Origin of the sequence: Sphingobium rhizovicinum (assembly GCF_042647625.1) — a bacterium.
GTDB classification, from domain to species: Bacteria; Pseudomonadota; Alphaproteobacteria; order Sphingomonadales; family Sphingomonadaceae; genus Sphingobium; species Sphingobium rhizovicinum.
In genome coordinates this window covers 1,845,507-1,869,970 of the sequence record NZ_JBHRVU010000004.1, presented here as the reverse complement: position 1 = coordinate 1,869,970, position 24,464 = coordinate 1,845,507, and the positions used below count along the sequence as shown (strand labels likewise).

General features: G+C 59.3%; 24 protein-coding genes and 1 tRNA gene. 6 read left to right on the top strand and 19 right to left on the bottom strand.

Translation table 11 applies throughout. The features are described 5' to 3' along the window. Positions 1-28 precede the first annotated feature (28 nt). The 10 genes from ACFOKF_RS10295 to ACFOKF_RS10250 are packed head-to-tail and all read right to left on the bottom strand — an operon-like array spanning position 29 to position 10,004. Positions 29-1,330 (bottom strand): MFS transporter, encoded by a 1,302-nt coding sequence (locus ACFOKF_RS10295; protein ID WP_380795467.1) that lies wholly within the window; start codon positions 1,328-1,330, stop codon positions 29-31. Continuing rightward, a complete protein-coding gene (locus tag ACFOKF_RS10290; protein ID WP_380795466.1) occupies positions 1,327-1,956 on the bottom strand; it encodes a retropepsin-like aspartic protease family protein in 630 nt (209 codons plus the stop codon). Before ACFOKF_RS10290 ends, ACFOKF_RS10295 begins: the two co-directional genes overlap by 4 nt. After that, positions 1,956-2,747, bottom strand: a complete 792-nt coding sequence (locus tag ACFOKF_RS10285; RefSeq protein WP_380795464.1) for an MBL fold metallo-hydrolase — start codon at positions 2,745-2,747, stop codon at positions 1,956-1,958. Before ACFOKF_RS10285 ends, ACFOKF_RS10290 begins: the two co-directional genes overlap by 1 nt. Then, entirely contained in the window at positions 2,744-3,517 is a 774-nt protein-coding gene (locus tag ACFOKF_RS10280; RefSeq protein ID WP_380795462.1) for a TatD family hydrolase, read from the bottom strand. Before ACFOKF_RS10280 ends, ACFOKF_RS10285 begins: the two co-directional genes overlap by 4 nt. Before the next feature lie 4 nt (positions 3,518-3,521). After that, complete coding sequence (gene metG, locus ACFOKF_RS10275) at positions 3,522-5,090, bottom strand: methionine--tRNA ligase (protein ID WP_380795461.1); 1,569 nt, start codon at positions 5,088-5,090, stop codon at positions 3,522-3,524. Between the two features lie 42 nt (positions 5,091-5,132). Further along, complete coding sequence (locus ACFOKF_RS10270; protein ID WP_380795460.1) at positions 5,133-6,104, bottom strand: AAA family ATPase; 972 nt, start codon at positions 6,102-6,104, stop codon at positions 5,133-5,135. Next, positions 6,101-6,742: a dTMP kinase gene (gene tmk / locus ACFOKF_RS10265; protein ID WP_380795459.1), complete on the bottom strand. Its 642-nt coding sequence runs from the start codon at positions 6,740-6,742 to the stop codon at positions 6,101-6,103. Before tmk ends, ACFOKF_RS10270 begins: the two co-directional genes overlap by 4 nt. After that, entirely contained in the window at positions 6,739-7,902 is a 1,164-nt protein-coding gene (locus ACFOKF_RS10260; RefSeq protein WP_380795457.1) for a D-alanyl-D-alanine carboxypeptidase family protein, read from the bottom strand. Before ACFOKF_RS10260 ends, tmk begins: the two co-directional genes overlap by 4 nt. 49 nt (positions 7,903-7,951) lie before the next feature. Next, on the bottom strand, positions 7,952-8,971 hold the full coding sequence (locus ACFOKF_RS10255) for an RlpA-like double-psi beta-barrel domain-containing protein (protein WP_380795455.1): 1,020 nt from the start codon (positions 8,969-8,971) through the stop codon (positions 7,952-7,954). Next, a complete protein-coding gene (locus ACFOKF_RS10250; protein ID WP_380795453.1) occupies positions 8,955-10,004 on the bottom strand; it encodes a lytic murein transglycosylase in 1,050 nt (349 codons plus the stop codon). Before ACFOKF_RS10250 ends, ACFOKF_RS10255 begins: the two co-directional genes overlap by 17 nt. 435 nt (positions 10,005-10,439) lie before the next feature. On the opposite strand from ACFOKF_RS10250, the gene ACFOKF_RS10245 reads away from it, so the two are divergent. The 4 genes from ACFOKF_RS10245 to ACFOKF_RS10230 all read left to right on the top strand — a co-directional run bounded on the left by ACFOKF_RS10245 (position 10,440) and on the right by ACFOKF_RS10230 (position 16,950). Beyond that, a complete protein-coding gene (locus tag ACFOKF_RS10245) occupies positions 10,440-11,264 on the top strand; it encodes an IS5 family transposase (RefSeq protein ID WP_314717269.1) in 825 nt (274 codons plus the stop codon). A 423-nt stretch (positions 11,265-11,687) separates the two neighbouring features. Then, positions 11,688-13,055 (top strand): tyrosine-type recombinase/integrase, encoded by a 1,368-nt coding sequence (locus ACFOKF_RS10240; protein ID WP_380795451.1) that lies wholly within the window; start codon positions 11,688-11,690, stop codon positions 13,053-13,055. Further along, positions 13,052-16,354, top strand: a complete 3,303-nt coding sequence (locus tag ACFOKF_RS10235; RefSeq protein WP_380795450.1) for a hypothetical protein — start codon at positions 13,052-13,054, stop codon at positions 16,352-16,354. Before ACFOKF_RS10240 ends, ACFOKF_RS10235 begins: the two co-directional genes overlap by 4 nt. 53 nt (positions 16,355-16,407) lie before the next feature. Then, complete coding sequence (locus tag ACFOKF_RS10230) at positions 16,408-16,950, top strand: hypothetical protein (RefSeq protein WP_314717603.1); 543 nt, start codon at positions 16,408-16,410, stop codon at positions 16,948-16,950. Between the two features lie 2 nt (positions 16,951-16,952). Here the strand turns inward: ACFOKF_RS10230 and ACFOKF_RS10225 are convergent. The 4 genes from ACFOKF_RS10225 to ACFOKF_RS10210 all read right to left on the bottom strand — a co-directional run bounded on the left by ACFOKF_RS10225 (position 16,953) and on the right by ACFOKF_RS10210 (position 19,512). Then, positions 16,953-17,039, bottom strand: a tRNA-Ser gene (locus ACFOKF_RS10225). A 269-nt stretch (positions 17,040-17,308) separates the two neighbouring features. Further along, positions 17,309-18,073: an SDR family oxidoreductase gene (locus ACFOKF_RS10220; RefSeq protein WP_313231466.1), complete on the bottom strand. Its 765-nt coding sequence runs from the start codon at positions 18,071-18,073 to the stop codon at positions 17,309-17,311. A gap of 45 nt (positions 18,074-18,118) precedes the next feature. Next, positions 18,119-18,670 carry a carboxymuconolactone decarboxylase family protein gene (locus ACFOKF_RS10215; RefSeq protein ID WP_313231464.1) on the bottom strand — a complete coding sequence of 184 codons (552 nt, stop codon included), beginning with the start codon at positions 18,668-18,670 and terminating at the stop codon, positions 18,119-18,121. 38 nt (positions 18,671-18,708) lie between these two features. Beyond that, entirely contained in the window at positions 18,709-19,512 is an 804-nt protein-coding gene (locus ACFOKF_RS10210) for an SDR family NAD(P)-dependent oxidoreductase (RefSeq protein ID WP_313231463.1), read from the bottom strand. Positions 19,513-19,630: 118 nt separating this feature from the next. Here ACFOKF_RS10210 and ACFOKF_RS10205 point away from each other — a divergent pair, with 118 nt between their 5' ends. Further along, on the top strand, positions 19,631-20,572 hold the full coding sequence (locus ACFOKF_RS10205; RefSeq protein ID WP_313231462.1) for a GlxA family transcriptional regulator: 942 nt from the start codon (positions 19,631-19,633) through the stop codon (positions 20,570-20,572). A 9-nt stretch (positions 20,573-20,581) separates the two neighbouring features. Here the strand turns inward: ACFOKF_RS10205 and ACFOKF_RS10200 are convergent, their stop codons facing one another. Then, entirely contained in the window at positions 20,582-20,893 is a 312-nt protein-coding gene (locus ACFOKF_RS10200) for a putative quinol monooxygenase (RefSeq protein ID WP_313231460.1), read from the bottom strand. Continuing rightward, entirely contained in the window at positions 20,886-21,911 is a 1,026-nt protein-coding gene (locus ACFOKF_RS10195) for a zinc-binding alcohol dehydrogenase family protein (RefSeq protein WP_380795448.1), read from the bottom strand. Before ACFOKF_RS10195 ends, ACFOKF_RS10200 begins: the two co-directional genes overlap by 8 nt. A 101-nt stretch (positions 21,912-22,012) precedes the next feature. Here ACFOKF_RS10195 and ACFOKF_RS10190 point away from each other — a divergent pair, with 101 nt between their 5' ends. Beyond that, positions 22,013-22,360 (top strand): winged helix-turn-helix transcriptional regulator, encoded by a 348-nt coding sequence (locus tag ACFOKF_RS10190; RefSeq protein ID WP_313231457.1) that lies wholly within the window; start codon positions 22,013-22,015, stop codon positions 22,358-22,360. Between the two features lie 459 nt (positions 22,361-22,819). Here ACFOKF_RS10190 and ACFOKF_RS10185 read toward each other — a convergent pair whose 3' ends face one another. The 3 genes from ACFOKF_RS10185 to ACFOKF_RS10175 are packed head-to-tail and all read right to left on the bottom strand — an operon-like array spanning position 22,820 to position 24,462. After that, positions 22,820-22,984 (bottom strand): DUF5818 domain-containing protein, encoded by a 165-nt coding sequence (locus ACFOKF_RS10185; protein ID WP_313231479.1) that lies wholly within the window; start codon positions 22,982-22,984, stop codon positions 22,820-22,822. A gap of 30 nt (positions 22,985-23,014) precedes the next feature. After that, a complete protein-coding gene (locus ACFOKF_RS10180; RefSeq protein ID WP_313231456.1) occupies positions 23,015-23,767 on the bottom strand; it encodes a S1/P1 nuclease in 753 nt (250 codons plus the stop codon). Then, positions 23,764-24,462 carry a M23 family metallopeptidase gene (locus tag ACFOKF_RS10175; RefSeq protein ID WP_380795446.1) on the bottom strand — a complete coding sequence of 233 codons (699 nt, stop codon included), beginning with the start codon at positions 24,460-24,462 and terminating at the stop codon, positions 23,764-23,766. The genes ACFOKF_RS10180 and ACFOKF_RS10175 overlap by 4 nt, the downstream gene beginning before the upstream one ends. Between the last annotated feature and the right edge of the window lie 2 nt (positions 24,463-24,464).

Sequence of the window (24,464 nt, the reverse complement as noted above, 5' to 3'; positions counted from 1 at the left end):
CAAACTGTCGCTTTCGCTGTCTCACCGCTCAATCCTCCCGGATCAGGCTGTGCTTTCCCGTGTCCCGCATCTTCACATAGACGATCAGCGAAATGGCGATCATCACCGTGACATAGATATAGAAAGCCTGCTCCATACCGGCCTGCTTGAACCACAACGCCACGAACTCCGCCGTCCCGCCAAACAGCGTATTGGCCAGCGCATAAGGCAGCGCCACGCCCAGCGCCCGGATATGCGCGGGAAAGAGTTCAGCCTTCACCACCGCATTGATCGATGTATATCCGGTCACGATCACCAGACCCGCCATCACCAGCAGACCGGCGATCAACGGATCCTTGGTCGTCGCCAGCGTGGCGAAGATCGGATAGGTGCAGACCATTCCCAGAACGCCGAACCCGATCATCAGCGGCTTGCGCCCGATCCGGTCGGATAATGCGCCCGCGACCGGCTGAAGCAGCATGAACAGGAATAGCGTGACGGCATTGATCTGCGACGCCGTTTCCCGGCTCAGGCCGCTCGTATTGACCAGGAATTTCTGCATGTAGATGCTATAGGCATAGAAAGCGATCGTCCCGCCGGCCGTGAGCAACATCACCGTCAACGTCTCGCGCGGATGGTTGGTGATCAGTTCGACAAAGCCGGATTTCGGCGCGCCCTCGGCCTTGGCTGCCGTAAAGCTCTGCGTCTCGGCCAGCCCCCGGCGCAGCCAGAAGACGATCACCGCCAGCGCTCCACCGATGAAAAACGGAATGCGCCAGCCCCACGCATCCAGTTGCGCCTCGCTGAGCGTCGCCTGCAACAGCAGCAGCACGCAAATCGCCACCAATTGCCCGGCGATCAGCGTCACATATTGAAAGCTGGAGAAAAAGCCGCGCCGGTTCTTGCCCGCCATTTCCGACAGGTAAGTGGCGCTCGCGCCATATTCGCCGCCGATGGAAAGCCCCTGCATCAGCCGCGCCAGCACCAGCAACAGCGGCGCCGCCACGCCGATCGTCTCATAGCCGGGCGTGATCCCGATCAGCAGCGATCCCGCGCACATCAGCGCCACCGACAGCGTCAGCCCGCTCTTGCGTCCATGACGATCGGCATAGACCCCCATCAGCCAGGCGCCGATAGGCCGCATCAGGAAGCCAACGGCAAAAATGCCGGCCGCGCTCAGTAACTGCGCGGTGCGGTCTTCGCTCGGAAAGAAATGCGGCGCAAAATAAAGGGTGAAGGCGGCATAGGCGTACCAGTCATACCATTCCACCAGATTGCCGGTGGACCCGCCGATAATGGCCTTCAGCCGCTGCGCCTGCGTCGGCGCGCCCGAATTCATCGAGGCCGTCATGGCGTCAGCACCATTTCCCCATTTTGCACGCCCCAGCTTTTCAGCCGGGACAAAGTGTTCATGCCGATCACATTCACCTCACCAAAGGCTGGCGAAACGACCACCGGCAAATCCCTGACGCGGATCGGGCCAATGGCCAGCGTAGCAATATTGGATCGCCGCGCCTCCACTTGCCCATTGGCGGTGGACATGATGACGGCAGGCGCGGCGACGTCATAATTCAGCCCGGCGGCGCGGGCGGTGGTCGCCGACAAAGCGGTGAAGGTCGCGCCGCTATCGATCAGGAAGCGCGCCGGCGTGCCGTTGATTGTGCCCTCCACCCAATAATGGCCATCGGGCGCAACCGGAATCCGCAGCACCTGCCCGTCGGCCCGCGCCTTTGGCAGTATTTCGGGGCTATCCTGCGGCGCCGCGACGCCGCCCTGCTCCGCCCAGCGCCCGGTCAGCCACCCCTGCCCCTGGGCGAACTGAAAGATGAGCAGAAGGCCGGCAAAGATCGCAACCCATATCGCCACCATGCGCCACAGGCTGCCCCAGGGCAAACGCCGGCCGATCAGAGAGGATGCGACCAGCAGGATCGCCAGCACATACCAGATGGTGGATGCCGCCTGATCCGTGCCGCCCATCAATCCCCCCGCTCTTTCGCATCCAGTGTCACGACCATGCCGTCATAGCCCGGCTCCACGCCTTGCGGTAGAGTGCGCCGCAATGTCGCATAGTCCATGCTTTGGTCCATATGGGTCAGGATGGCGCGACCGGGGCGGGTCGCGGCGATCCCGTCCAGCGTCAGCGCCAGATGCGGATGGGTCGGATGCGGTTTGGCCCGCAGCGCATCCACCACCCACACGTCCAGCCCATCATACAGCGCCAGCATATCGGGCGTCAGCGCATGAAAATCCGTGGCATAGCCGATCGATCGTCCGCCATGGGAAAAGCGAAAGCCGGTCGACCAGATATCGCCATGGGGCTGGTCGACACAGGCAATGTCGATATCGCCGATCCGCAATTTGTCGGGCAGGACATGCGCGTCGATCGTGGGATGATAGCCATTGGCGCCCTCGAACGCATAGCTGAAGCGCCGCTGTAACAGCCGAAGCGTCTGGATACGCGCATAAGCGGGTACGGGGCTGCGACGGTGATGATAAAGTTGCCGCACATCATCCAACCCATGGGTGTGATCGGCATGATCATGCGTCCAGAGGATCGCGTCGATATGGATGACGTCCGCCGCCAGCAACTGCGCCCGCATGTCGGGCGAGGTGTCGATCAGGATGCGGGTCGTGGGGCTTTCGACCAATATGGAAACGCGGGTCCGCCGGTTCTTAGGCTCGGTCGGATCGCAATCGCCCCAATCATTGCCGATCCGGGGCACGCCCGACGATGTGCCGCTGCCCAGGATCGTGAGCTTCAGGCTCATGCGACCTTGGCAAACAGGGTGCGGAAATTGGCGGAGGTCGCCGCCGCCAGTTCTTCCATGCTTTCCCCGCGCAGATTGGCCAGGAACTGCGCAGTGTCCGCGACAAAGGCCGGCTCACAGCTTTTCCCCCGATGCGGTACAGGCGCCAGAAAGGGCGAATCCGTTTCCACCAGCAGCCGGTCGATCGGCAATCGCGCAGCGGTGTCCTGCAAATCCTTCGCGCTCTTGAAGGTCACGATGCCCGAAATGCTGATGTAGAAACCCAGTTCCATCGCCCCATCGGCAAAAGCGCCGCTGGCGGTGAAGCAATGGATTACGCCGCTGTAGGCGCCCTTCTCCATTTCCTCGCGCATGATGCGCAGCGTATCTTCTTCCGCTTCGCGCGTATGCACGATCAGAGGCAGGCCCGTCTCGCGGCAAGCGGCGATGTGGGATTGGAAGCTCTTCTGCTGCCGTTCCCGATCGCTATGGTCATAATAATAATCAAGGCCGGTTTCGCCGATGCCCACGACGCGCGGATGCGCCGCGCGCTCGACCAGCTTGGCGGTGTCGACATGGGGATGCTCGTCCGCCTCATGGGGATGAATGCCGACTGTCGCCCATACGTCCGGTTCGCGCACGGCGGTATCCAGCACCGCATCCCATTCGCTTTCGCGCGTGGCGATATTGAGCATCAGCCCGACGCCGCGTTCGCGCGCCCGGATCAGCACATTGGCCTGATCCTCGATCAAACCTTTGTAATTCAAGTGACAATGGCTGTCGATCAGCATCGGTTCAGACTTCCGCTTCCGCCAGTTCAAGACGCGGGAAGAGCGGCTTGGGCGCGGCAAGCACGAAACCGCTTTCGGCCAAAGCCGAATACCAATGACCGCCGATCGCCTCATAGCTGCGCTTGTCCGTCGGGACGCCCATATGGTCGAGCAGCGCGGTCGCGCTGGCAGGAATGACCGGCAGGATCGCGACCGCCAACTGGGCGATGGCGATATAGAGCGTCGCCAACACCGTCTCCATCCGCTCGGCATCGGTCTTGCGCAGCGCCCAGGGCGCCTGCGCATCGATATATTGGTTGCAGGCAAAGCAGGCGCGCAGCCATGCCTCGATCGCCACGCTCGGCGCCAGTTCGGCGAAGGCGGCGGGCATATCGGTGCGGATCGTCTTGTCCAGCAGCGCGAAAAGCTCATTGTCCGCCGCATCATGGCCGTGGATGGCCGGCAGAAGACCGTCCAGATTTTTGGCGATAAAGCTCAGTGTGCGCTGCGCCAGATTGCCAAACGCATTGCCCAGATCGCTGTTCGCGCGCTGGACGATCGCTTCCGCGCTATAGCTGCCGTCATTGCCGAACGTGACTTCCGACAGCAGGAAATATCGGAGCTGATCCACGCCGAACCGATCGGCCAGTTCCATCGGATCGGCGACATTGCCGACCGACTTCGACATTTTCTCGCCGCGGTTCAGCAGGAAGCCATGGCCGAACACCTGTTTGGGCAAAGGCAGCTTCGCGCTTATCAGGAAGGCCGGCCAGTAAACGGTGTGAAACCGCACAATATCCTTGCCGATAATGTGGGTGATGTCGCCACCTTCGGCCCAATAGCGCGCCATCCGATCCGCATCGTCGGGATAGCCGCAGCCGGTCAGATAATTGGTGAGCGCGTCGACCCACACATACATGACATGGCCGTCCGATCCCGGCACCTTCACCCCCCAGTCGAAACTGGTGCGCGATACGCTTAGGTCGCTCAGGCCGCCTTCGACAAAGCGCAATATTTCATTGCGGCGGCTGTCAGGCTGGATGAAATCGGGCTGGCTTTCATACAGCGCCAGCAACCGATCCTGATAGGCCGACAGGCGGAAGAACCAGCTTTCCTCGATCGTCCATTCGACCGGGGTGCCCTGGGGCGAAAGTTTGACGCCCCCTTCCCCCTCGGTGATTTCCTTCTCGTCATAGAAAGCTTCGTCGCGAACCGAATACCAGCCTTCGTAACGGCCCAGATACAGATCGCCATTGGCCTCCATCGCCTGCCAGATCGCCTGGCTGGCGGCGTGATGATCCGGCTCGCTGGTGCGGATGAAACGATCATGGCTGATGTTAAGCCGCTCGTTCATCTGCTTGAAATATCCGGCCATTTCATCGGCCAGTTCGCGCGGCTCGATGCCGCGGCCCCGCGCAGTCTGCGCCATTTTCAGCCCATGCTCATCAGTGCCGGTCTGGAAAAAGACGTCGCGGCCCATCATACGCTGGAACCGGGCGACCGCGTCGGTGGCGATCACTTCATAGGCATGGCCGATATGCGGACGGCCATTGGGATAGGAAATGGCGGTGGTGATGGTGAAAGGCTTCGACATGCCGCCTCCCTACCCGCTGTTGCCGGCCGCGCAAAGCCGCTTTTATGCGTGGGTGGGCGCGAGCGCCGCGACATGCCCCGCCAGTTCGAACACGACCGCCGCCGGATCGAGCGACAGCACCACTGCCCCGCCGGCCAGATGCCGCGCTTTCTCCCAATGATCGAGCGCCAACCCCAAGGCCGGCCCCTGCCGCGTCCGCGCCGCTTGCGCAATGAAGGCGGGCGCGCGTTCCAGAAAGGCTTCGTAACGCGGCTTTGCCGATTTGAGCGCCAGCGCCTTGGCCAGCGCCAGCCGCTGGCGATTGCCCGGATCGCCCTGCGTCGCCAGCATCCCCAGCACCTGCTCGATATCGGCCAGGTTCAGGCCGGCAAAGCGCAACGCCTGCCCCGGCGATCCCTGCCCCGCCAGCACCAGCGCGTCGACCTCCTGTGGCGACAGGGTTTCGTCGGTCGCTTTCAGCACCGCCCGCATGGCCGCGGCATCCAGGGGATCGAAGCGCAAAGTGCGGCAGCGCGACCGGATCGTCGGTAGCAATCGTCCCGGCGCATGGCTGACCAGCAGGAACAGCATGTCCGCCGGCGGCTCCTCCAGAGTCTTGAGCAGCGCATTGGCCGCGCCCCGCTCCAGATCGTCCGCGCTGTCGATCACAACCACCCGCCGCGATGACAAAGAGGGTGCAGACTGGATCAGTCGCCCAAGCCCGCGCACCTGATCCACGCTGATGTTGCGCGCCGTGCCCGTTTCCTTCTCCAGCGGCGCCAGTTCGGCATAATCGGGATGAGCAGCCGCCTCGATCAGGCGACGGATCGGATGGCTTTCCGGCACGGACAAGCCTTCGCCATCAACAACTGGCCCGGCCGCATCGGCCAGCAAGCGCATCGCCATGGCCCGCGCAAAGCTGCCCTTGCCGATGCCCCTGGGTCCGGCCAATATCCAGCCATGATGCATCCGCCCGCTCCTGGCGGCGTCGATCAGCGTGCGGGCCTGTGCGTCATGCCCCAACAATGACGTCATGGCAGCAGGTCTTTGATCGCGTCCATCAGGCGCGCCGTCACGACGTCCGCCGTGCCGCCGGCATCGACGGCGCGAACGCGATCGGGTTCGTCCATAGCGAATTGGGCAAAGGCGTCCGCCACGGCCCGATGAAAATCGCTCGCCCGCCCGCCGATCCGATCTTCCGCATCGCCGTCCCGCGCCTTGGCCCGGCCGGTGGCTTCCGCCTCGGGCAAGGTCAGCAGCAATGTGCGGTCGGGCAGAAATCCCGCGCTGCCGATCCGATGCAATGTCAAAATATCGCTATCGCTCAGCGCGCCCTGCCCCTGATAGGCCCGGCTCGAATCCAGAAACCGATCGGACAACACCCATGCGCCGCGCGCCAAAGCCGGCCGGATCGTCTTTTCGATATGATCCGCCCGCGCCGCCGCGAACAGCAGCGCTTCGGCGCGCGGACTCCAACGGTCTGCGCCGCCGGTCAGCAACAGGGTGCGGATCGCCTCCGCCCCTTCGCTGCCCCCCGGCTCGCGGGTTTCGACCACTTCCAGTCCGCGCGCGCGCAGCCCAGCCGCCAGCGCGCGAAGTTGCGTCGATTTGCCCGCCCCTTCGCCGCCTTCCAGCGTGATGAACCGCCCGCTATCTGGTATTTTGGGCGTCAAGCGAAGAGCGACTTCAGGCCGTTCCACAACCGGCCGAAAATGCCGGCCTCGGCCACATCTTCACCCGCCACCAGCGGCAGCACCTGCGGCGGCGTGTCGGGGGTCTGGACGATCAGCTGGGCGATCTGCTGCCCCTTGGCGATCGGCGCCTTGATCGGGCCGGTATAGACGACCTTCACCTGCACATTGGCCGATGCCGTGCGGGGCAGAGTGACGGCCATATTCTGCGGCGCCACCAGCGGCACGCTCGTCGCGCTGCCCAGTTGGACTTCAGCCGTCTCGACCGTCTGCCCCTTCTTGAACAGCGGCTGCGCCTTCCACGCCTTAAAGCCCCAATCCATGAAGCGCACAGATTCGGTGATGCGGCCGTTGAAGGTCGGCAGGCCAGCGACCACCATCACCAGACGGCGGCCATCCTGTTCGGCCGAACCGGTAAAGCCGAAACCGGCTTCTTCGGTATGCCCGGTCTTCAGGCCATCAGCGCCAGGGATCTTGCCCAAAATGGGATTGCGGTTCGCCTGATTGATGGCGGAGCCGCCCATCGTCTTGCCCCAGGTGAACTCCCGCGTCGCATAGAAGCGCTTGTAGAGATCGGGCGTCTCCACGATCGTCGCTTCGGCCAGCTTGGCCAGATCCTCGGCCGTCACATAGGTCACGCCTTCGTCCGGCCAGCCATTGCTGGTGCCGAAATGGCTGTTCTTCAGGCCAAGCCGCTTGGCTTCCTCGTTCATCGCCGCGACGAAAGCCTGCTCCGTCCCGGAAATGCCTTCCGCCAGCACGACGCAGGCGTCATTGCCCGACAGGGTGACAATGCCGTGCAACAGATTTTCCACCGACACCTGCTCGCCGGCCGACAGGAACATGGTCGATCCGGCCTGCGGCCCATGCCATTGCTTCCAGGTTTCGGGGCGCACGGTAAATTTGGTGTCGAGCTTCAGCTCACCCTTCTGGATCAGGCGGAAGGCGACATGCGCCGTCATCATCTTGGCCAGTGACGCCGGCGGCATGCGCGTTTCGCCGCCCTTGTCATACAGGACAGCGCCCGACGACAGGTCCTTCATATAGGCGATCGGCGCTTCGCTGGTGTAGGGCGGCGCGGCGGCGATCAGCGGCTGGGCCAGCAGCCCGGCGGCAAGGAGGACTGCAACGCTTTTCTTCATCGGAAAACTGCCTTCGACTTGGGATGGAATCGCTCTCGAACCGCGATCATTATTGCGCGTCATTAGCCATGATGCGGGCATTCTCAAAGCCCTTGGCTGCGGCCGACCGCACACCGGCCTGCGCAGCTTGCTGGGTGGGATAGGGGCCAAGCCGCACGCGCCAGAGGTTGCCGGCGGCTTCGACACGCCCGCCGACATTTTTTGCCGCCGCTTCGGCGCGGGCCTGCGCGGAAAAGGCGCCAACCTGGACGACGTAGCCGCCCTTGCGTGACGGCGCGGGCGAAGGCGCCGTTGCCGTCGGTTTCGGCGCTGGCGATTTTGGCGGCAACGCCGGTTTGGCGGCGGGCGGCGCTGGCTTTGATGTCTTCGCGGACGCAGGCTGGTCAAAATCCGCCCCCGGACGCGTCGTCGCGATCGGCTTGGCTGGCGCAGCCGATTTGGCCGGCGTCGCTGGCGCCTTTGCCTTGATGGCCGCGGAAGCCGGCGCAGAGGGACGGACTGCCGGCAATTTGCCGCGCAATACCTTCAACACATTTGCTGGCGTCTCCAGCCTCTCGGCAGCGCGTCCCTGTCCGCGCAGCGCCGCGCGTTCCTGCTCGGGCGGATTGACCCGGCGCACCCGCACGGCCACAGGGCCTTGATCGCTAACACCCAGTTGGGCGATGGCGCCTGGCGACAGCGCGATCAGCTGATCGTTTCGCATCGGGCCACGATCATTGACCCGCACCAATATGGTCTTGCCGCTATCCAGCGCCGTCACCTCGACATAGCTGGGCAAGGGCAGCGTCTTGTGCGCGGCGGTGATCGCGGACGCGGCAAACACCTCACCTGTGGCGGTGGCGCCGCTCTGACTGCCATCCGCCATCACGCCGGCATAGCCGACCTCATCATAATAGACCGGGTCCGCCGGCGTGTAGCTTGTGCCATTGACAGTGAAAGGCGCGCCCAGCAGCGCCGGCCCATCCGCAACCATCGCAGCGGGCTGGCGCGGCTGCGCCATCAGCGCCCCGCCCCCGGGCAGCGCCATTATCACGGCAGCGATCGCCACCCGCTTATTGTTTGACAGCATCCGCCAGCAATCCCACCGACAAGGCATAGAAGTTGGAGCAATTATAATCCAGGATCACCCGATAGTTGCTGGTGAGCAGATAGGCGGTCTTGCCCGGCCCGTCCGGTTCCAGCAGCGTCGCCAGCATCGTGTCGGCCGGCCACACGCCGCTGCTAGGGAAAATACCCAGTTTGCGCCATTCTGCCATCGTCAGCCAGCGGCTGTGCCGGTTGAACACCCGCGGACAGCGCGCCGGCTCGGTCTTGGCCGTGACAGCCGCGCGATTGAACCCGGACGGCACATTGACGGCGATGCCCCATGGCTGGCCGCGCCGCCAGCCCGACTGGACGAAATAATTGGCGATGGAGGCCAGCGCGTCGGCTTCACTGGTCCAAATATCGGCCTTGCCATCCCCATCGCCATCCTTGGCAATGCGCAGATAGACGGACGGCAAGAACTGGGGGTAGCCCGTCGCCCCCGCCCAGCTGCCGACCAATCGGCTGCGCGGCACGCCATTGTCCAGCATCTTGAGCGTCGCCAGCAATTCCGGCTCGAACAGCGATCGCCGCCGACCTTCCCAGCTGAGCGTCGCCAGCGACCGGATCAGGTCGAAATCGCCGGTATAGGAACCATAGTTGGTTTCATGACCAAAAATGGCGACCATGATTTCCTCGGGCACGCCGGTTTCCGCTTCGATCCGGGCCAGCCGCGCGCGGTTCGCCTGATAGGCGGTGCGCCCCCGGCTGATACGCGCGGCGTCGACATGTTGCCGGCGATAGGGTTCGAAATTCGGAATGGGGGAATAGGCGCCGCCGCCCGGCTGGCTCTGATCCAACTGGATGACGCGCTGATTGGGCGTCAGCGAAGGAAAGACGCTGTCCAGCGTCGCATTGCTGATCCCCATGGCCCGCGCCTTGGGCCGCAGGCTCTCCAGATAGCTGCGGAAATCCGCGCTATCCTGCGCCTGCGCGGGACCAAGGGCCAGGCTCCCGACGGTAACGGTCGCCACTCCGAGCAACAAAGACAGGACGGATGTACGCAAAGAATCTCCCATATCCTTTTGTGGCACAGGCAATATGGCAGATGAAACCCCTTCTTGCCGTGCCCGGTCAAGGAAGGCGACGAACCGATCCATCGGCGATTTAACGCTTGGCAACCGCGCCAATGACGCTAGGAAGCGGGCAACGGAAGTGTGGCCGAGTGGTTTAAGGCAGCGGTCTTGAAAACCGCCGTGGGTTTACGCTCACCGTGGGTTCTTATCTGAACCGACAGCGCCTGCGGATTAACTACCGCCTTCTTTCACAGCGGCTTATGATTGCGCCAGCGCGAACTCCGGCAACCAGAAACAGGTACTCCTGTGTCAACAAAGGAATCTGCGGCCCGACCGCCGGCCTGACTGCGGTATAGGCGTGATCAAAACCCTTAGAGGCTGTTTGGAAAATCGCTGGCGGGGGTTGTCGCGAGGCTCTGCGCCTGATTCAGGCTCTGGATGTGGACCCATCAGAGCCGAGGGCGCATGGCTCAGATTGCCAAGAAGACGAAGCGCTATCCCAGTGACCTAACCGATGAGGAATGGGATCGCCTAGCGCCCCTGATGCCCAAGCCGGGGCGCCGGGGCCGTCCACGCGAGGTGGATTTTCGCGAGGTCATCAATGCCGTGCGCTACCTTGTTCGGTCGGGCTGTGGCTGGCGGATGCTTCCGATCCATTTCGGGGTATGGCAGACAGTTTATGGCTGGTTCCGGGAACTGGTTCGCAGGTTCCTGTTCCAGACAATCCACGACATCGAACTGATGCTCGATCGCGAGCACCAAGGGCGCGAGGCCAGTCCGAGCGCAGCAGTGATCGGCAGCCAGTCGGTCAAGGCGCCATCGGCAGAAAAGCGTGGGTTCGACGCAGGCAAAAAGGTTGTCGGGCGCAAGCGGCATATCGCCGTCGATACCGATGGACGGCTGCTGATGGTCAACCTGACCACTGCGGACATTTCGGACAGCGCAGGTGCCCAGACCATCCTCGATGGCATCCACAAACGCTGGCCCTGGATCAAACATCTCTTCGCCGATGGCGCCTATGACCGCCTCAAACTCATGGACAAGGCAAGCGATCTGGATTTCGTCGTCGAGGTCATTCGACGCAGCGATCAGCAGCAAGGCTTTAAAGTTCTGCCCCGACGATGGGTCGTTGAGCGGACCTTTGGCTGGATGATCCGATGGCGCCGATTGGTCCGCGATTACGAGAAGCGCATCGACGTCTCGCACGCCATGATCCTCGTCGCCATGGGCGGGAATCTCCTACGCCGAAACGTTCACCCCTGATTTTCCAAACGGACTCCTAGAACTACCGGCCGAACGCTAGCACACCATGCAGATCCCACTTGGTTTGAAATTGCCTGCCTTGCGAGCCTTCGACGTGCGAAACCCGGATTATGGATCCTGAGACCGCCCGCCAGCGCAACGGGTTGTCGTGCATTATGGGGGATTGGCCGCAAATATGAAAAACCCTCCACCAAGGCTTACGGAATTCTTGATTGGTAATTGCGGTTATTCCAGAGATATTTGCAATGGCTCATGAGGAAATTTTGCGCAAAATTCCCTATTAGTGAAATATTAAAATCCCAAATTCTGGAACAATTGCAAAATAACTATTTAGAAATTTCAACATTTATTCCTTAAATCGCAAACTTGACATTGAACGATAAAATATATTATCGATCCCACTAAATTTCTGATGGATTATTTATGCGAAACTTCAGCAAAATAATAATAAATCATCATGGACATTTCAAAATTATCGGCGACGATGGAAGTGTCGACGCGAGCTTCAACCGGTACCTTGAATATCTGATATCGCAGAAATATTCTGCGACAACTATTAAGAGGTACCTTGAGGTTGTATCGGTATTCTTGGATTACTTAAGCGAACTCGGTGTATATCCTGTCGCGCGAGACATTATAAAATTAAATAACGCAATCCAAATTTACTGTGCAATTCGACAGAATCCGGCGTACTTCAGATCCTTCAAAAAATCGTCTGAAATTGATGGCCACGATATCGCAGATTGGGCGCCAAACATCATTTCGACATTTGGCTACACGCCGATCGAGTCTCAACCTCTAACTGCACCACTCAACCTATTTCTCAGGCTCTCCAACTCCACGCAAAGGATGGATCGCGAGCCTTTCGACATCTCGCAAGCCAAAGGCGGCATCGTTCCAGAGAATGCTTTCGAGCTCAGTCCGCGGCAGATGTATGCGCGACGTTCGAAATCCATAATTGCTGGAAACATTAGAACCTCGGCGCTGAGCAGTGGGGGGCGGATCTCTGCAATAGGAGGGCGTGCGAAGCGCACCGGTGGCTACGACAAATACCTCGACTTCCCTGTTGAACGGCTTCCAGCCTTACTTAATGAAGCACGGAGTCAGCGCGATCGGCTGTTTTGGGTTCTGCTTGCGTCTACCGGGCTGCGCTCATCGGAGGCGCTGAACATAACTTGGGCAGAGATTAGCTTTGAGCGGCAAGCAATATCAGCTCCGGATTTGGATCGATTAGCAATGCTCGGCGTACCTTACCTAGAGCGCGATAAGGGTAGAACCACGAGAAATGTGGCTATCATCCCCGTTTTGAAGAGGCTGTTATTCGACACGTTAGTGGCCTATCGCCAGACCGAGTATCAGCACCATGCGGGGCACCCTTTTGTCCTTCAAGACATCCTGCCTGGGATGCAGGGGCGTCCATATCATTTGGTATCTGACACCGGGCGCCTGAAGTCGTTCAAGGCGGCCTGCAAGCGCGCAACTATAATCCACCCCAGCCCGGGAGGCACCTGGGTGCTGCACTCACTGAGGCACCTCTTCGGGGTCTACATGCTCAATTATATGCCAGTCCCGGGGGGGTACGGCCTGTCAAAGGCCGAGGTCCAATACCTGATGGGACACCAATCAATCACTTCTACCGACCACTATGCACGTGAGGACCGGCTCATTCTTGAAGGGAAACTGATCTTCGCTGAATTGCAAGCCGACCCAGCGCGCGATGGGTGGCGATCACTGCCCGAGCATATTGCAGCCCGCTATATCGCCGAGGCCGCAAGATTGACCGCGTCATGATCAACGTGGGCAATACCGTGATCGTCCACGATCCAAGTGCGCTCGATGCCCACATTTCATGGGTGGCTGCGACACACGCCCTGTTTCTCGAAGAGCGCGCTCAAATCTTATGCGATCGTGAACATGCCTCATTCCTCACCATCGCATGCGCGTTCAACGATAGCGATGCGCATGGATTCCAACCGTCCGACTTAGATGATATGATAAGCTTCATTCTCACACCGATGAACGAACCGGACCAGGCGGGATTTGTACATAAAATTTGCGTAAAGCTTGGTATACAAAATATTTTTAGCGCTCAATATCGCGATCACTTTAAGAAATTCTGCCGAATATGCCTATATGGATTGTGGGCAAACGGAAACATAATACTTCCAAATAGACTCAATAAATCATGGCAACTATCAAATTCTGATATAGAACCTTATCTAAACGAAATTGGTCGTTTCTGTATATATTTCAATGGTGATGAATCAGAGTACATTTCTACTGCAAAGTCAAAATATGGACGAGATCTTCTTTCGAATTCCAAGAAGCGCAGATCTCTGGTGCATCGAATTAGGTATAACGTTCACAGATGGCTACCATCAACCTCTTGGCAAAATTTTTCTGACATTTCTGAAAAGGATTGTTTCGATATAAGGTCAATTGAATCAGGATTTCTTGATGTTGGAAAGAATTGCTTCAAAGATGTTATGATATTTCTGCATACGTTAGTTGGCAGAGATGGCCATGATGAAATTTTATCTACAGACTACGTTTACAGATTGGCCCTATATTTTTCTGATCCGTTCTTCAAAGCGCGGTCATTTGAAGAGGTCGAAACCGCCTTCGATGAAAGGGCAAAACTGAGAAGGCAGAGAATAGCTACGGCCGACAAAAATCGATTGAAGCTTCCGCGCATAAAGCAAGCAAGGTCTGCCCCAGATACTTTGGGTATAGGAGAATACGCCAACATTCCACGGATTGGTTGGTTCAGGGATATGAACTACTACCAATGGCTGCGAGTCAGAATGTCTGAGGAATCTCAACGGTGCTGGGCGATGCTGTTCGATAAATACGCAGAATATCGAAAAATTATCTTAGGCTTGGAGTCCGGCGCGGAGACAGGCCCCTTGCGGGTTCTGTCGGATTATCTGACCGTATGTATTCCAATGTACCTCGATAATTCATTAGATATAAATTGCACATCCGCAGATATCAAAGAACTTTCAAGTAATATCCCCGCATCTCCAAAATATATGAATCGTTCAAAATTTATTGCAAATATGGATGATCGCGGATCACTGTTTCCAACCCTCCTGCAGTTTATTTCTGGAAGACAGAATTCCGTGTCGAGTGATAAGGCCGTCATTCTAGGCATAAATAAATTCTTTGAGTTCATAGAGATTAATTACGCGGACGATTCATATTCTGATATTGCAGGTGGATCATTTCGCAATCCTATCAATATTTCTTTCGATAGCCCCCGTGACGTTGGAAGGCGTTCACAGAAAACGACCAAAAAAATTATCTCCCAAAAAACTGGATCTGCGATAAAAAATTGGTTGTACTGCGCAGAAGCGCTTGTGAGTTTTATGGATGAGAAACGACTTTATCGAAAGTTCATGGGGTTAAAGGGTAAGGTAAATAAAATTATTGATTCTGAGGAGTTTGGATTTGTTCCATTTTATTACGATGGGAAAAAGTGCATTGCAGTAAAATCATTTCCGTTCGATATTTTAACTCCTCTGCATAAAGAGAATAGGATTTCGGCATCAATTTTGCGGATGATTATCCTTTCTTTTGAGACAGGATTGCGTTTACAAAGCTCGCAATGGTTATGTCGTAGAAATTTTTCGCGTTATTTCGGTAGTAATTCTGGATTGATTTTTCCTTTGTACGTTAATACCGACAAGGTAAATGATGGTTTTGTAGTACCCGTAATACATCGTGTAGCAGATATGCTAAAACGAGAGTCCGAATTTCAGGCTTCGCTTGAGGTCGACGATGTAGATGTTACTTATGAGGGGCGCGCTTTCACTCGTTTCGAGCACTTGCTCCCGCTGTTTCGAAACCCAGAAACGAGATTGCCGTTCAACGACAGTTCTTACGCCCTGAAATGGATCGGCTTGTGTGCTCATATGGAGCGCTTTCATCCAGTAATTGGCGGCGATGTTGAACTGACAACATCTTCCTCGGTGAATAGCCCAGGGAAGCTTAGGGCGATACATACTCCTCATGCGCTTCGGGGGTCCTTCGTCAGCAATATGTCAAAAGTGCTTGATATAGCTGATATTGCGAAGCTTGTAGGCCATGAGAGTGTAGCCTCAACTTGGTACTACAACAAACCAGACACCAACGATCTAGATGACAAGCTGTTATTTGCTAATAACGCGGTAGAAACTGGTAACATCCCGCCACGACCAACAATCGACAGCGGACCAGCTTACCTGCATGCAGCAAGCAAAAACTCGGCCTTGAGCCAAGCGTTTAGTAAGGACCTCGGGGAAGCTCTCCATAAATTTGGGGTGATATCCTTGATGCAGCTCAAGCGCGCGGTCGAAGGCGAATATGAAGGCCTGGCGCTGCTAAGAAAAAGCCCCGCGGCGAGATTGGTGTTTCGGGAAACCCACATTTGCCCTGTTGGCGAGCAATGTCCCGAAGAAGTGATTGTGGCCGCGAGGGGGAGATTGAGGTGCGGCTCCTGCCCGCTAGCCTGCAAATCCGTGGACCATCTTCCAGCGATTGCTGCAAAGATCCGCCAGATGTTCCGCTCCGCCGAGTTTCTCTACGACAAGTATGACAAACTGAGATTGCGGACGGACAGTGTCACTGATGCCCAGAATGCATATGATGAACTAGCTGTTGTGGCGGATGAGCTTGTTGGCTGGATTTTGACGGAAGATATGCTCTGTGCTCATCTCCATGCAGTGAGGGCTAATGGCAAGTTCATCGAAGCAGGCGACCCGGATCTCGTTCGCTTACATCTCGAGCGGGTAGTTGGGCCATCGTCGGCACGAGACAAGCTGTTGCTATCCATCATCGAGGCACATGAATATCCGGCTTTGGAAGACGAGTCGCTGCGACTTCGCGCAGAGTTATTTCGGCAAAAAATTATGTCATCCGACCTATTGAAAAATATCGTCGAAGAAATTTCGGAATTGTATCTCGATGATCCAATTCGGTCGGTTTCGGGATTCCTCGCCAGTTACTCTCGAATGTCAGGAATAACGATGCAAGAGGTCGTAGCACGATGCAGCGAGATATTGATTGAAAACAACGCTGTTAGCCCCCTAAAACTTCTCGAGCGTTATTAAATATGGGTGCCCCTAAGGGATCTTCGAACGGCGCGAGCTACCGTGAGGCGATCATGTCTGAGGCACATGCAAAAATCCAGTTTGAGCTCGACTCTTGTCGAGGCCGCAGATGGTTTTCGCCAACGGAAGTCGCCGCTTTCCTTGCGCCCCAGGTTGGCGTTAGTGTGGGCCGTCTGATGCGAAACAAAAGATACAGGGCCCTGATTGACGAACACGTGCTTCAACAGCCCGGACTAGGAGTGCGAGCAATTGATCAGTCTGACCAAGGAAAAGATACCCGCATCGCAGCGTTGGAAACGGAAAATGCCAACTTGCGCCGCGAGATTTGCCGTCTGACGCAAGCTATCTCAAATGGCAGCATTTCCGACAATCGTGAGCGCTTGCCTAGCAAAACTTCCCAGAATCACGATAACGAAGACGAGTTCAAACCAATACTTATGGCGTTTTCTAACGTTTTGGATGAAGTCGGCAAGATCGGGATAGAAGTAAGGGCGGAAGGTATATTTAATCGAGCTCGTAGACCGGGTGGTGACAAAATTGTTGATAGCAAAAATATAGAAGATTTCATCAGGTATTACCTTGAATCCTCCAGATGAACCGGGCGGGGTGGGATTCGAACCCACGGTAGACTTGCACCTACGGCGGTTTTCAAGACCGCTGCCTTAAACCACTCGGCCACCCGCCCAGGGGCGCGCATCTAGCTTAGACTAGGGTTGCTTTCCAGCTCTTTTTTAAGATTGGCTCGCTCAGTTGCAGTCACTGTTTGAGAGTGACGTGCCCCCTGAGTTGCCACCAATGGGACATCGCCAGTCGAAAGCGTTTATGGACGACTGGTTTCCAGGAGCCAGGAATACGACATCTGGCGGCCTGCCATCAGGGCGTGAAATCAAGGCCTCACCATCTCATCGGGGTCGAAGCGAGAAGCGGAGTCTTTGACGGCCCCGCCTCTAATTTTCATGCCGCGACCGGGATCGGATTATCCGCAACGCTCTGATTGAAGGCGTGGACGAGCGCATGTTCCTGCGCGCCCGGATTGTCACGCAGCGGCTTGACCGCATCGACGAGAATTTCGAAATCATCGCTGCCAAGCGCCACCATTGTCTGTTCGATGAAGTCGTCCAGCGGCACCGCGCGCGGATCTCCGCTCCTGTAGATAAGATCAGTATCGACCCATGGCGGGGCGATCTCCTGGACCCGCACGCCGGTGTCACGAAGCTGGAACCGCTGGGACAGGGCGTAGGAATGCAGCGCAGCCTTGGTAGCCGAATAGATGGCGTTGGTCGCGAGCGGGACAAAGGCAAGCACGCTGCTGGTATAGAGGATGGTCGCCTCAGGCTGAGCCTTGAGATGCTCGATCAGCGCCGACGTCATACGGATCGGCCCCAGCAGATTGGTGGTGAGCAGGCCCTGCGCCATATCATCGTCGATTTGCGCAGCCGCATCATCGAACGGCATGATCCCGGCATTGTTGAGCAGCACATTGGTTGCCGAAAAATCGCGCATGATCGCTTGGGCTGCACGGTCGATGCTGATGGGATCGGTGATGTCCAGTTCGATCGCAGCCATGCCGGGATTGGCAGCCGTGACGGCATCCAGCAGCGCACGGCGCCGCCCGGAAATGATGACCTGGTTGCCGCGCTTGTGCAGCGCCTCGGCGAGGGCCCGACCGATGCCGCTGGTGCCGCCCGTGATGAAGATGGTGTTGCCGGTGAGTTTCATGGATCTTGTCCTTGTCTCTAATGTTCAGGATCGGGCGTTTCAGGATCAGGCGCCGACCGTTCCGACGCGTGCGACGCGCGGGAAATCGAGGCTGGTGCCGACGATATTGTTGATGCTGTTGGTGAGGATGCTGATCGCGACATGGGCGATCGTCTCCAGTATCTCGGCGTCGTTCAGGCCCGCAGCACGGGCCTGATCCAGAATATCCGGGCCAGCGCGACCATGAGCAGCGTTCACGTCCAGCGCGAGCGCCAGGATCGCCGCTGCATGGCCATCACTGGCCTCGCCACGCTGTGCATCGGCAAGGTCGACCGCAGACAGGCCCGCCGCGCGTCCGGCCCCGGTGTGTGCCGCCAGACAATAGTCGCACCCGTTGGCCGCCGCGACGGCAATGGCGATCTGTTGCTGAACCTTTGCGGGAAGCACGCCCTGACCAAGCGCGCCGCGCCCATCCCAGTAGACATCCAGCACGGCAGGGGCCTGCGCCATGACGCGCAGGAGGTTTGGCACCTTGCCCATGCGGGCCTTCGCCTCGCGGAAGATGGCGGCGGTGTCGGGCGTGACATCGGGGTCGGCAAGAAGAGCGATGGTCGACATGATCTTGTTCCTTTGGGAAAGAGTTCAGGTGGGAAAATTCAGGCCGCTGCGCGCCCGGCGAGGCCGAAACGGGCGGCCGGCGCGCTGGCGGACAGTTGGGGGGCAAGGGCGGCACGGGCGGCTTCGAACGCATCCCACAGAGCGATGTCCGCGAGCGCAGGGATCGTGCTGGTCTCGCCGCGGTCGAACCCGACCAGCGCAGCATCGACCATGTCCTCGGCCCGCATGACGATTTCCGTGGGCAGATTTTCGACCGGAAGGCCGCCAATTGCCCAGAAGTCGGTGGCAGTCGCGCCAGGCAGGACCGACTGGATACGGATGCCCTTGTCGGCCAGTTCCTTGTGGAGCGACTGACTGAAGGCCTGAACGAACGCCTTCGAACCGCCATAGACGCCGTTCAGTGTTTCAGGCGTAATGGCCACGATCGATGCGATGTTGATGATCGCGCCCCGTTCGCGCGCCACAAAGGCGGGCGCGATGGCATAGGCCAGCCGCATGGGGGCAGTGACATTGAGGCGGACCATCGCCTCCATGCGATCCACATCGCTTTCGAGCAGGCTGCTGTGCGTGCCTACCCCAGCATTGTTGATCAGCATCGTGATGCTCGCGTCGCTGCGCAGCACCGCCTCGACCCGGGCAAGGTCGGCGCTGTCGCCAAGGTCGGCCGCGATAATCTCGACCGCGCGGCCGGTTTCGTCCGAGAGCCTGGCGGCAAGCGATTGCAGCTTGCTCTGATTGCGGGCGACCAGGATCAGGTCATGACCGCGGCGAGCCAGGCGATCGGCATAGATGGCGCCGATCCCGCTGGATGCGCCGGTGATGAGGGCAGTGCCATGGGACATGGGATGGTTCCTTTTGCAAGAAGCAGTCGGTGGCTTTCGACACCCCCTTTATGGATAGGATGGACCTTGTCTTAAATGACGTATAACGACATGATTCAGGACATAGGGAGATGAAGAGATGCCGCATGTCGCGATGGTGCTGACGCCGGGCTTCCAGTTTCTGGCCCTGGGCGCGCAGGCCGCGTTCGAACTGGCCAATGTGGTGGTGGAAGACGCTTTCTATACGCTGGGCATCTATTCGGTCGGTGGCGGACCGGTCGCATCGTCCAGCGGGTTTGAAATCCCCACTGTCCCGCTTGGTGAGGCCGGGCCGGTCGACACGCTGCTGCTGATGGCGGGGCTGATGCCGCCGCCCCCCCAGGACGCGGAGACCCTGGCAGTGCTCCAGGCCACCGCCCTGCCCGCCCGCCGTATTGCGGGGCTTTGCACCGGTGCCTTTCTGCTCGCGCAGATGGGCCTGCTCGATGGGCGGCGGGCCACGACGCACTGGGCCTATGCGCGGATGATGCGTGACGGCTTTCCCGATGTCCGGGTCGAGGAGGATCGCATCTTCATCAATGAAGGATCCGTCTGGACGTCGGCCGGGCTGACGGCGGGCCTGGATGTCGTGGTCGCCATGGTGGAGAAGGATCTGGGGGCTGATGTGGCGCGATCGGTAGCGCGTCGCCTGGTGATGCATCACCGCCGCGCAGGCGGACAGTCGCAGCATAGCGAGATGCTGGACCTCGCTCCCAGCAGCGATCGCATCCAGAAGGCGCTCGTTCATGCCCGCAGCCATCTGCAAAATCCGCTGACGGTCGAGGAACTGGCGGATGTCGCGGCCCTTTCCCCTCGCCAGTTCAGCCGCGCCTTCCGCGCAGAGACCGGTCAGTCGCCGGCCAAGGCGGTTGAACAGCTGCGGCTCGAGGCCGCCCGGCTTCTGCTGGAGGACACGCGCCACAGCCTGGAAGCGGTGGCGCGTGAGGTCGGGTTCATCGATCTGCGCCGCATGCGCGAGGTGTTCATGCGCAATTATGGACAGCCGCCCCAGGCGCTGCGTCGGCTGATGCGCACGGCCTGAGGCTTCCGTTCAACCGATGTGCTGCAACCGTTCCAGCGATGGCGGCGCGCCGAGCAGGTCTGCAAACCGAGCGGCAAGTCCGGTAAAGGCCGGAGCGGTGGCATGGCTGTCCAGCGCGGCCTGATCCGCCCATGTCTCGATCATGACAATCACGCCCGGCTCATCCCGGCTCGCATGGGCAAGATAGGCGATGCAGCCGGGTTCTGAACGGACCTGTGGCAATATCGCCAGCACGGCTTGCAGGAGGTCATCCGCCTTGCCGGCCCGCGGCACCAGGCGCGCGACGAGGTGGACGGTGGCATCGCCAGCCGCATCAGTCATGATCCCATCCCTCCAGCACGATCTTGCCCCGCGTGGTTGCGCTTTCGATCTGACGATGCGCCGCGATCAGATTGGCCGCATTGATCGGTGACATTGTCTGCGTCAGCGTCGTGCGGATCGCCCCTTGATCCACCAGCGCAGAAACCGCCTCGAGCAGCTGTCCCTGTTCTGCGACATCGGCTGTGTCGAAGAGCGACCGGGTGAACATCAGCTCCCAATGCACCGACACGGCCTTCCGCTTGAAAGCGATAATGTCGAGGCTTGCAGGATCGTCGATAAGCGCGAAGCGCCCCTGCGGTGCGATCAGATCGGCAATATCGGCCAGATGCCGGTCGGTATGGGTGGTCGAGAAGACGAAGGCTGGTGCATCAAGCCCGAGAGCCGCGATCTGCGCGGCCATGGGCTGGCTATGGTCGATGACATGATGCGCGCCAAGGCTGCGGACCCAGTCCTGCGTTTCGGGACGTGATGCCGTGGCGATGATCGTGAGATCCGTGCGCGCCCGCGCGATCTGGATCGCCACCGACCCGACGCCGCCCGCGCCGCCGATGATCAGGATGGCGGCAGGCTCTGTCCCGGCCTTGTCCTGCACCCGCAGCCGATCGAACAATGTTTCCCAGGCAGTGATGGCCGTCAACGGCAATGCGGCCGCCTGTGCTGCCGAGAGCGTGGAAGGCGCGTGGCCAACGATGCGCTCATCGACAAGCTGATATTGGGCATTGCTGCCGTCGCGGGCGATATTGCCGGCATAGAAGACGCGATCGCCGGCCTTGAACCACGTGACACCGGGCCCGACGGCTTCGACGATGCCTGCCGCGTCCCACCCCAATATGCGCTCCGCCCGGCCATCAAATGGCGGAGCGCCGGCGCGGACCTTGGTATCAACGGGATTGACCGATACCGCCTGCACCGCAACCAGCAGATCGCGACCAGTGGCAGCGGGACGAGTAAGGTCGACATCCAGGAGGGCGTCGGACCGATCGATGGAACCGGGATTATGATAGGCGATGGCACGCATGAGAATGCTTCCTTTTGCAGTTGCCGTCCCTATGTGGTGGCAGTGCCGTTTCATGCGATACGCACAAAATCTGCCTATAGTATCAAAAAGGATACCGTAAATTGGTCAAGTCCCGCCATTCTCGCCTCGATTGCGCGCCTGGCTGCGCGGTGGAGGCCGCCATCAGCCTGATCGATGGCAAGTGGAAAGCCGTGATCCTCTATCATCTCCAGGACGGGCCGGTTCGTTTCAACGAACTGCGTCGACGCAGTGGGAGCGTGACGCAGCGCATGCTGACCAACCAGCTGCGCGAACTGGAAGCGGACGGACTGATCGAGCGGGAGATATTCGTGCAGGTGCCGCCTCGGGTGGAATATCGTCTTTCCGAGCGTGGAGGCACCCTTCTGCCGATAATCGAGGCACTCAAGGCATGGGGCGATGCGAACATGGATCTGTTCGCCCGGCGATAGACGAACGGCGCATCTCGAAATGTACAGGCGGACAATCGTCAGCCGGGAAGGGAAACTCGTGCCTGAGCCTCGCGGAAGCCTAAGAGCAGCAACAGCATCGACGCCCGCAACTGGCGATGCAGCGCTGGACCATATAGTTCCAGGACCGGTCAAATCGCATGAACGAAATGCCCCCTCAGATAGCGCTCCATGCCCGCTTATGCGCTTCCTATTTTACCTGGAACATCAGTTTGGGGGCCTCTGGCCACCCAGTTTCTGTGGTCCACGACTTCGGTGGTCCACGACAGGCAAGCTCCACCAGATCGGCATTGAGCTGATCACAATGGATAATGGGCAAGCCGTGCGCCGCGCCCTCGTGAACCTTGAGCCTGGCAGATCACCCCCATCAAGATCGGCGGCAAGAGGCGATTGTCGCGGCTTGCACCGGAACGCACAAGGCCAGCAGCCTGTCTCTGATGCTCAGACGGATTCGATCCGTTCCACGTCTAGCATGTCGAAATCGGATCTCATGCCCACGACCCGGACCCGCCGGCCAAGAAGATGGCGGCAGGATCTGCTGCAATCGAGCCGCCATTCCCCGCCATCAGCGACACGCAGCACGGGATAAGGATCATCGCCAAGCAGGATGCCGATGAGTTCGTGCCGCGTGGCATGTCATTTGCGCCTTGCGGGCTTGTGCGCGGATCGGGCCTCGCCCCGGTTCTGGTCCTGAGGATTTTCGAAGATCCAGTTGAGATAGGCGGCGATGCGGATACCGGCATGTTTCAGCCGATCATCAAGCGCGAGCCGGTGCTGATAGGCATAGTCCCAGGACAGGTTGGTATCGGTGGGATAGATGGTCTTGCGCAGCGCGATGCTCTCGCGGATCCAGGTCTTGGGATCGCGATCATCCCAGGCAATGATCTCACGCGGCGTGATCGCCCGCGACAGCCAGTCGGCAAGTTCGGAATAGGATAGCGATCGCTGCTCGATCATGGCGCTGTCCCAGACCGAATGGAGATTGGTCGGGCGGCCAAACCAGCTCAGCTTCACGTCATTGCCGCCCCGGTCATTGCCAACGCCTGCATGAAGCGGCTGGTGGAGGTCACCGATGATATGGACAATGAAGCGCAGGGCGAGGCGCTTGTCGTCCATTGAGGCCGCAAGATCACGCAGCGTCGCCGTGAAGCGAGCAAGGCCCGTCATCGCATCGCCTTCGGGCGGCGCGTCGGCGCTCATATAGGCGTCGCCCTCGCGGACGGTCACATAATGCCAGGGGCTGGCCTGTTTCTGCCAGAAATCGGCCGGGTCGGATTTCATGTCGTCCGGCCAGGTCGCCGCCTGTGCCAGATCCTCCTCGCCCAGCAGAAGCTCAACATTGGCGCGGGCCAGGCCGCTCAGGTTCCGATCGGCGATCGCGCCGGTCACCCGGTGGCCGATCGGTCCCCAGGCATGGGCCGGAACCGCAGGGTCACGGCCGTGAGCGCGGCGTCGCGGCGCGGCGCGCGAAAGGCAAGCTGTCCGCCGGCTCTCCAATGGGCCCCGAAATCACCGCTGCGCACATGCTGGCGCTCCACCGCGCCATCGGCATAGGTGAATGCTACGCCGAGATGATCGAAACGCGAACTATGGACGATGAGCGACAGGTCGTCGGGCTGCCCTGCGCGAGCGGGCAGCGTCGCCCGAAGCCAGAGTGTTCCCTTCTGATAAGCTGACAGATGCTGTTTCGGCGAGATCATGCCAGCAGCTGTCGGCTGCGCCGGGGGCGAAGCACGCGCAAAATAGGGCACTGGGTCAACCGCCCGTCCTCCGATCCAATATTCAAAATGCAGATGTGGTCCGGTTGACCTTCCACTCGACCCGACAAAGCCGATGACGGTCGCTGCGCTGACGCCCTGCCCTGGAACCGCAGCAAGGCGCGCGAGATGGGCATATCTCGAAAGGCGATGTCCAGGATGCGTGATCTCCACCGTGAAGCCGTAACCCTGCCGCACGCCGGCAAAGGCAACCACCCCGTCAGCGGCAGCAACGACCGGCGTACCGCTCGCAGCCGGTATATCGATCCCCTTATGAAATCGCGCCTCATGCCTGATCGGATCGCCCGATCGCATCGCTTGGGACACAG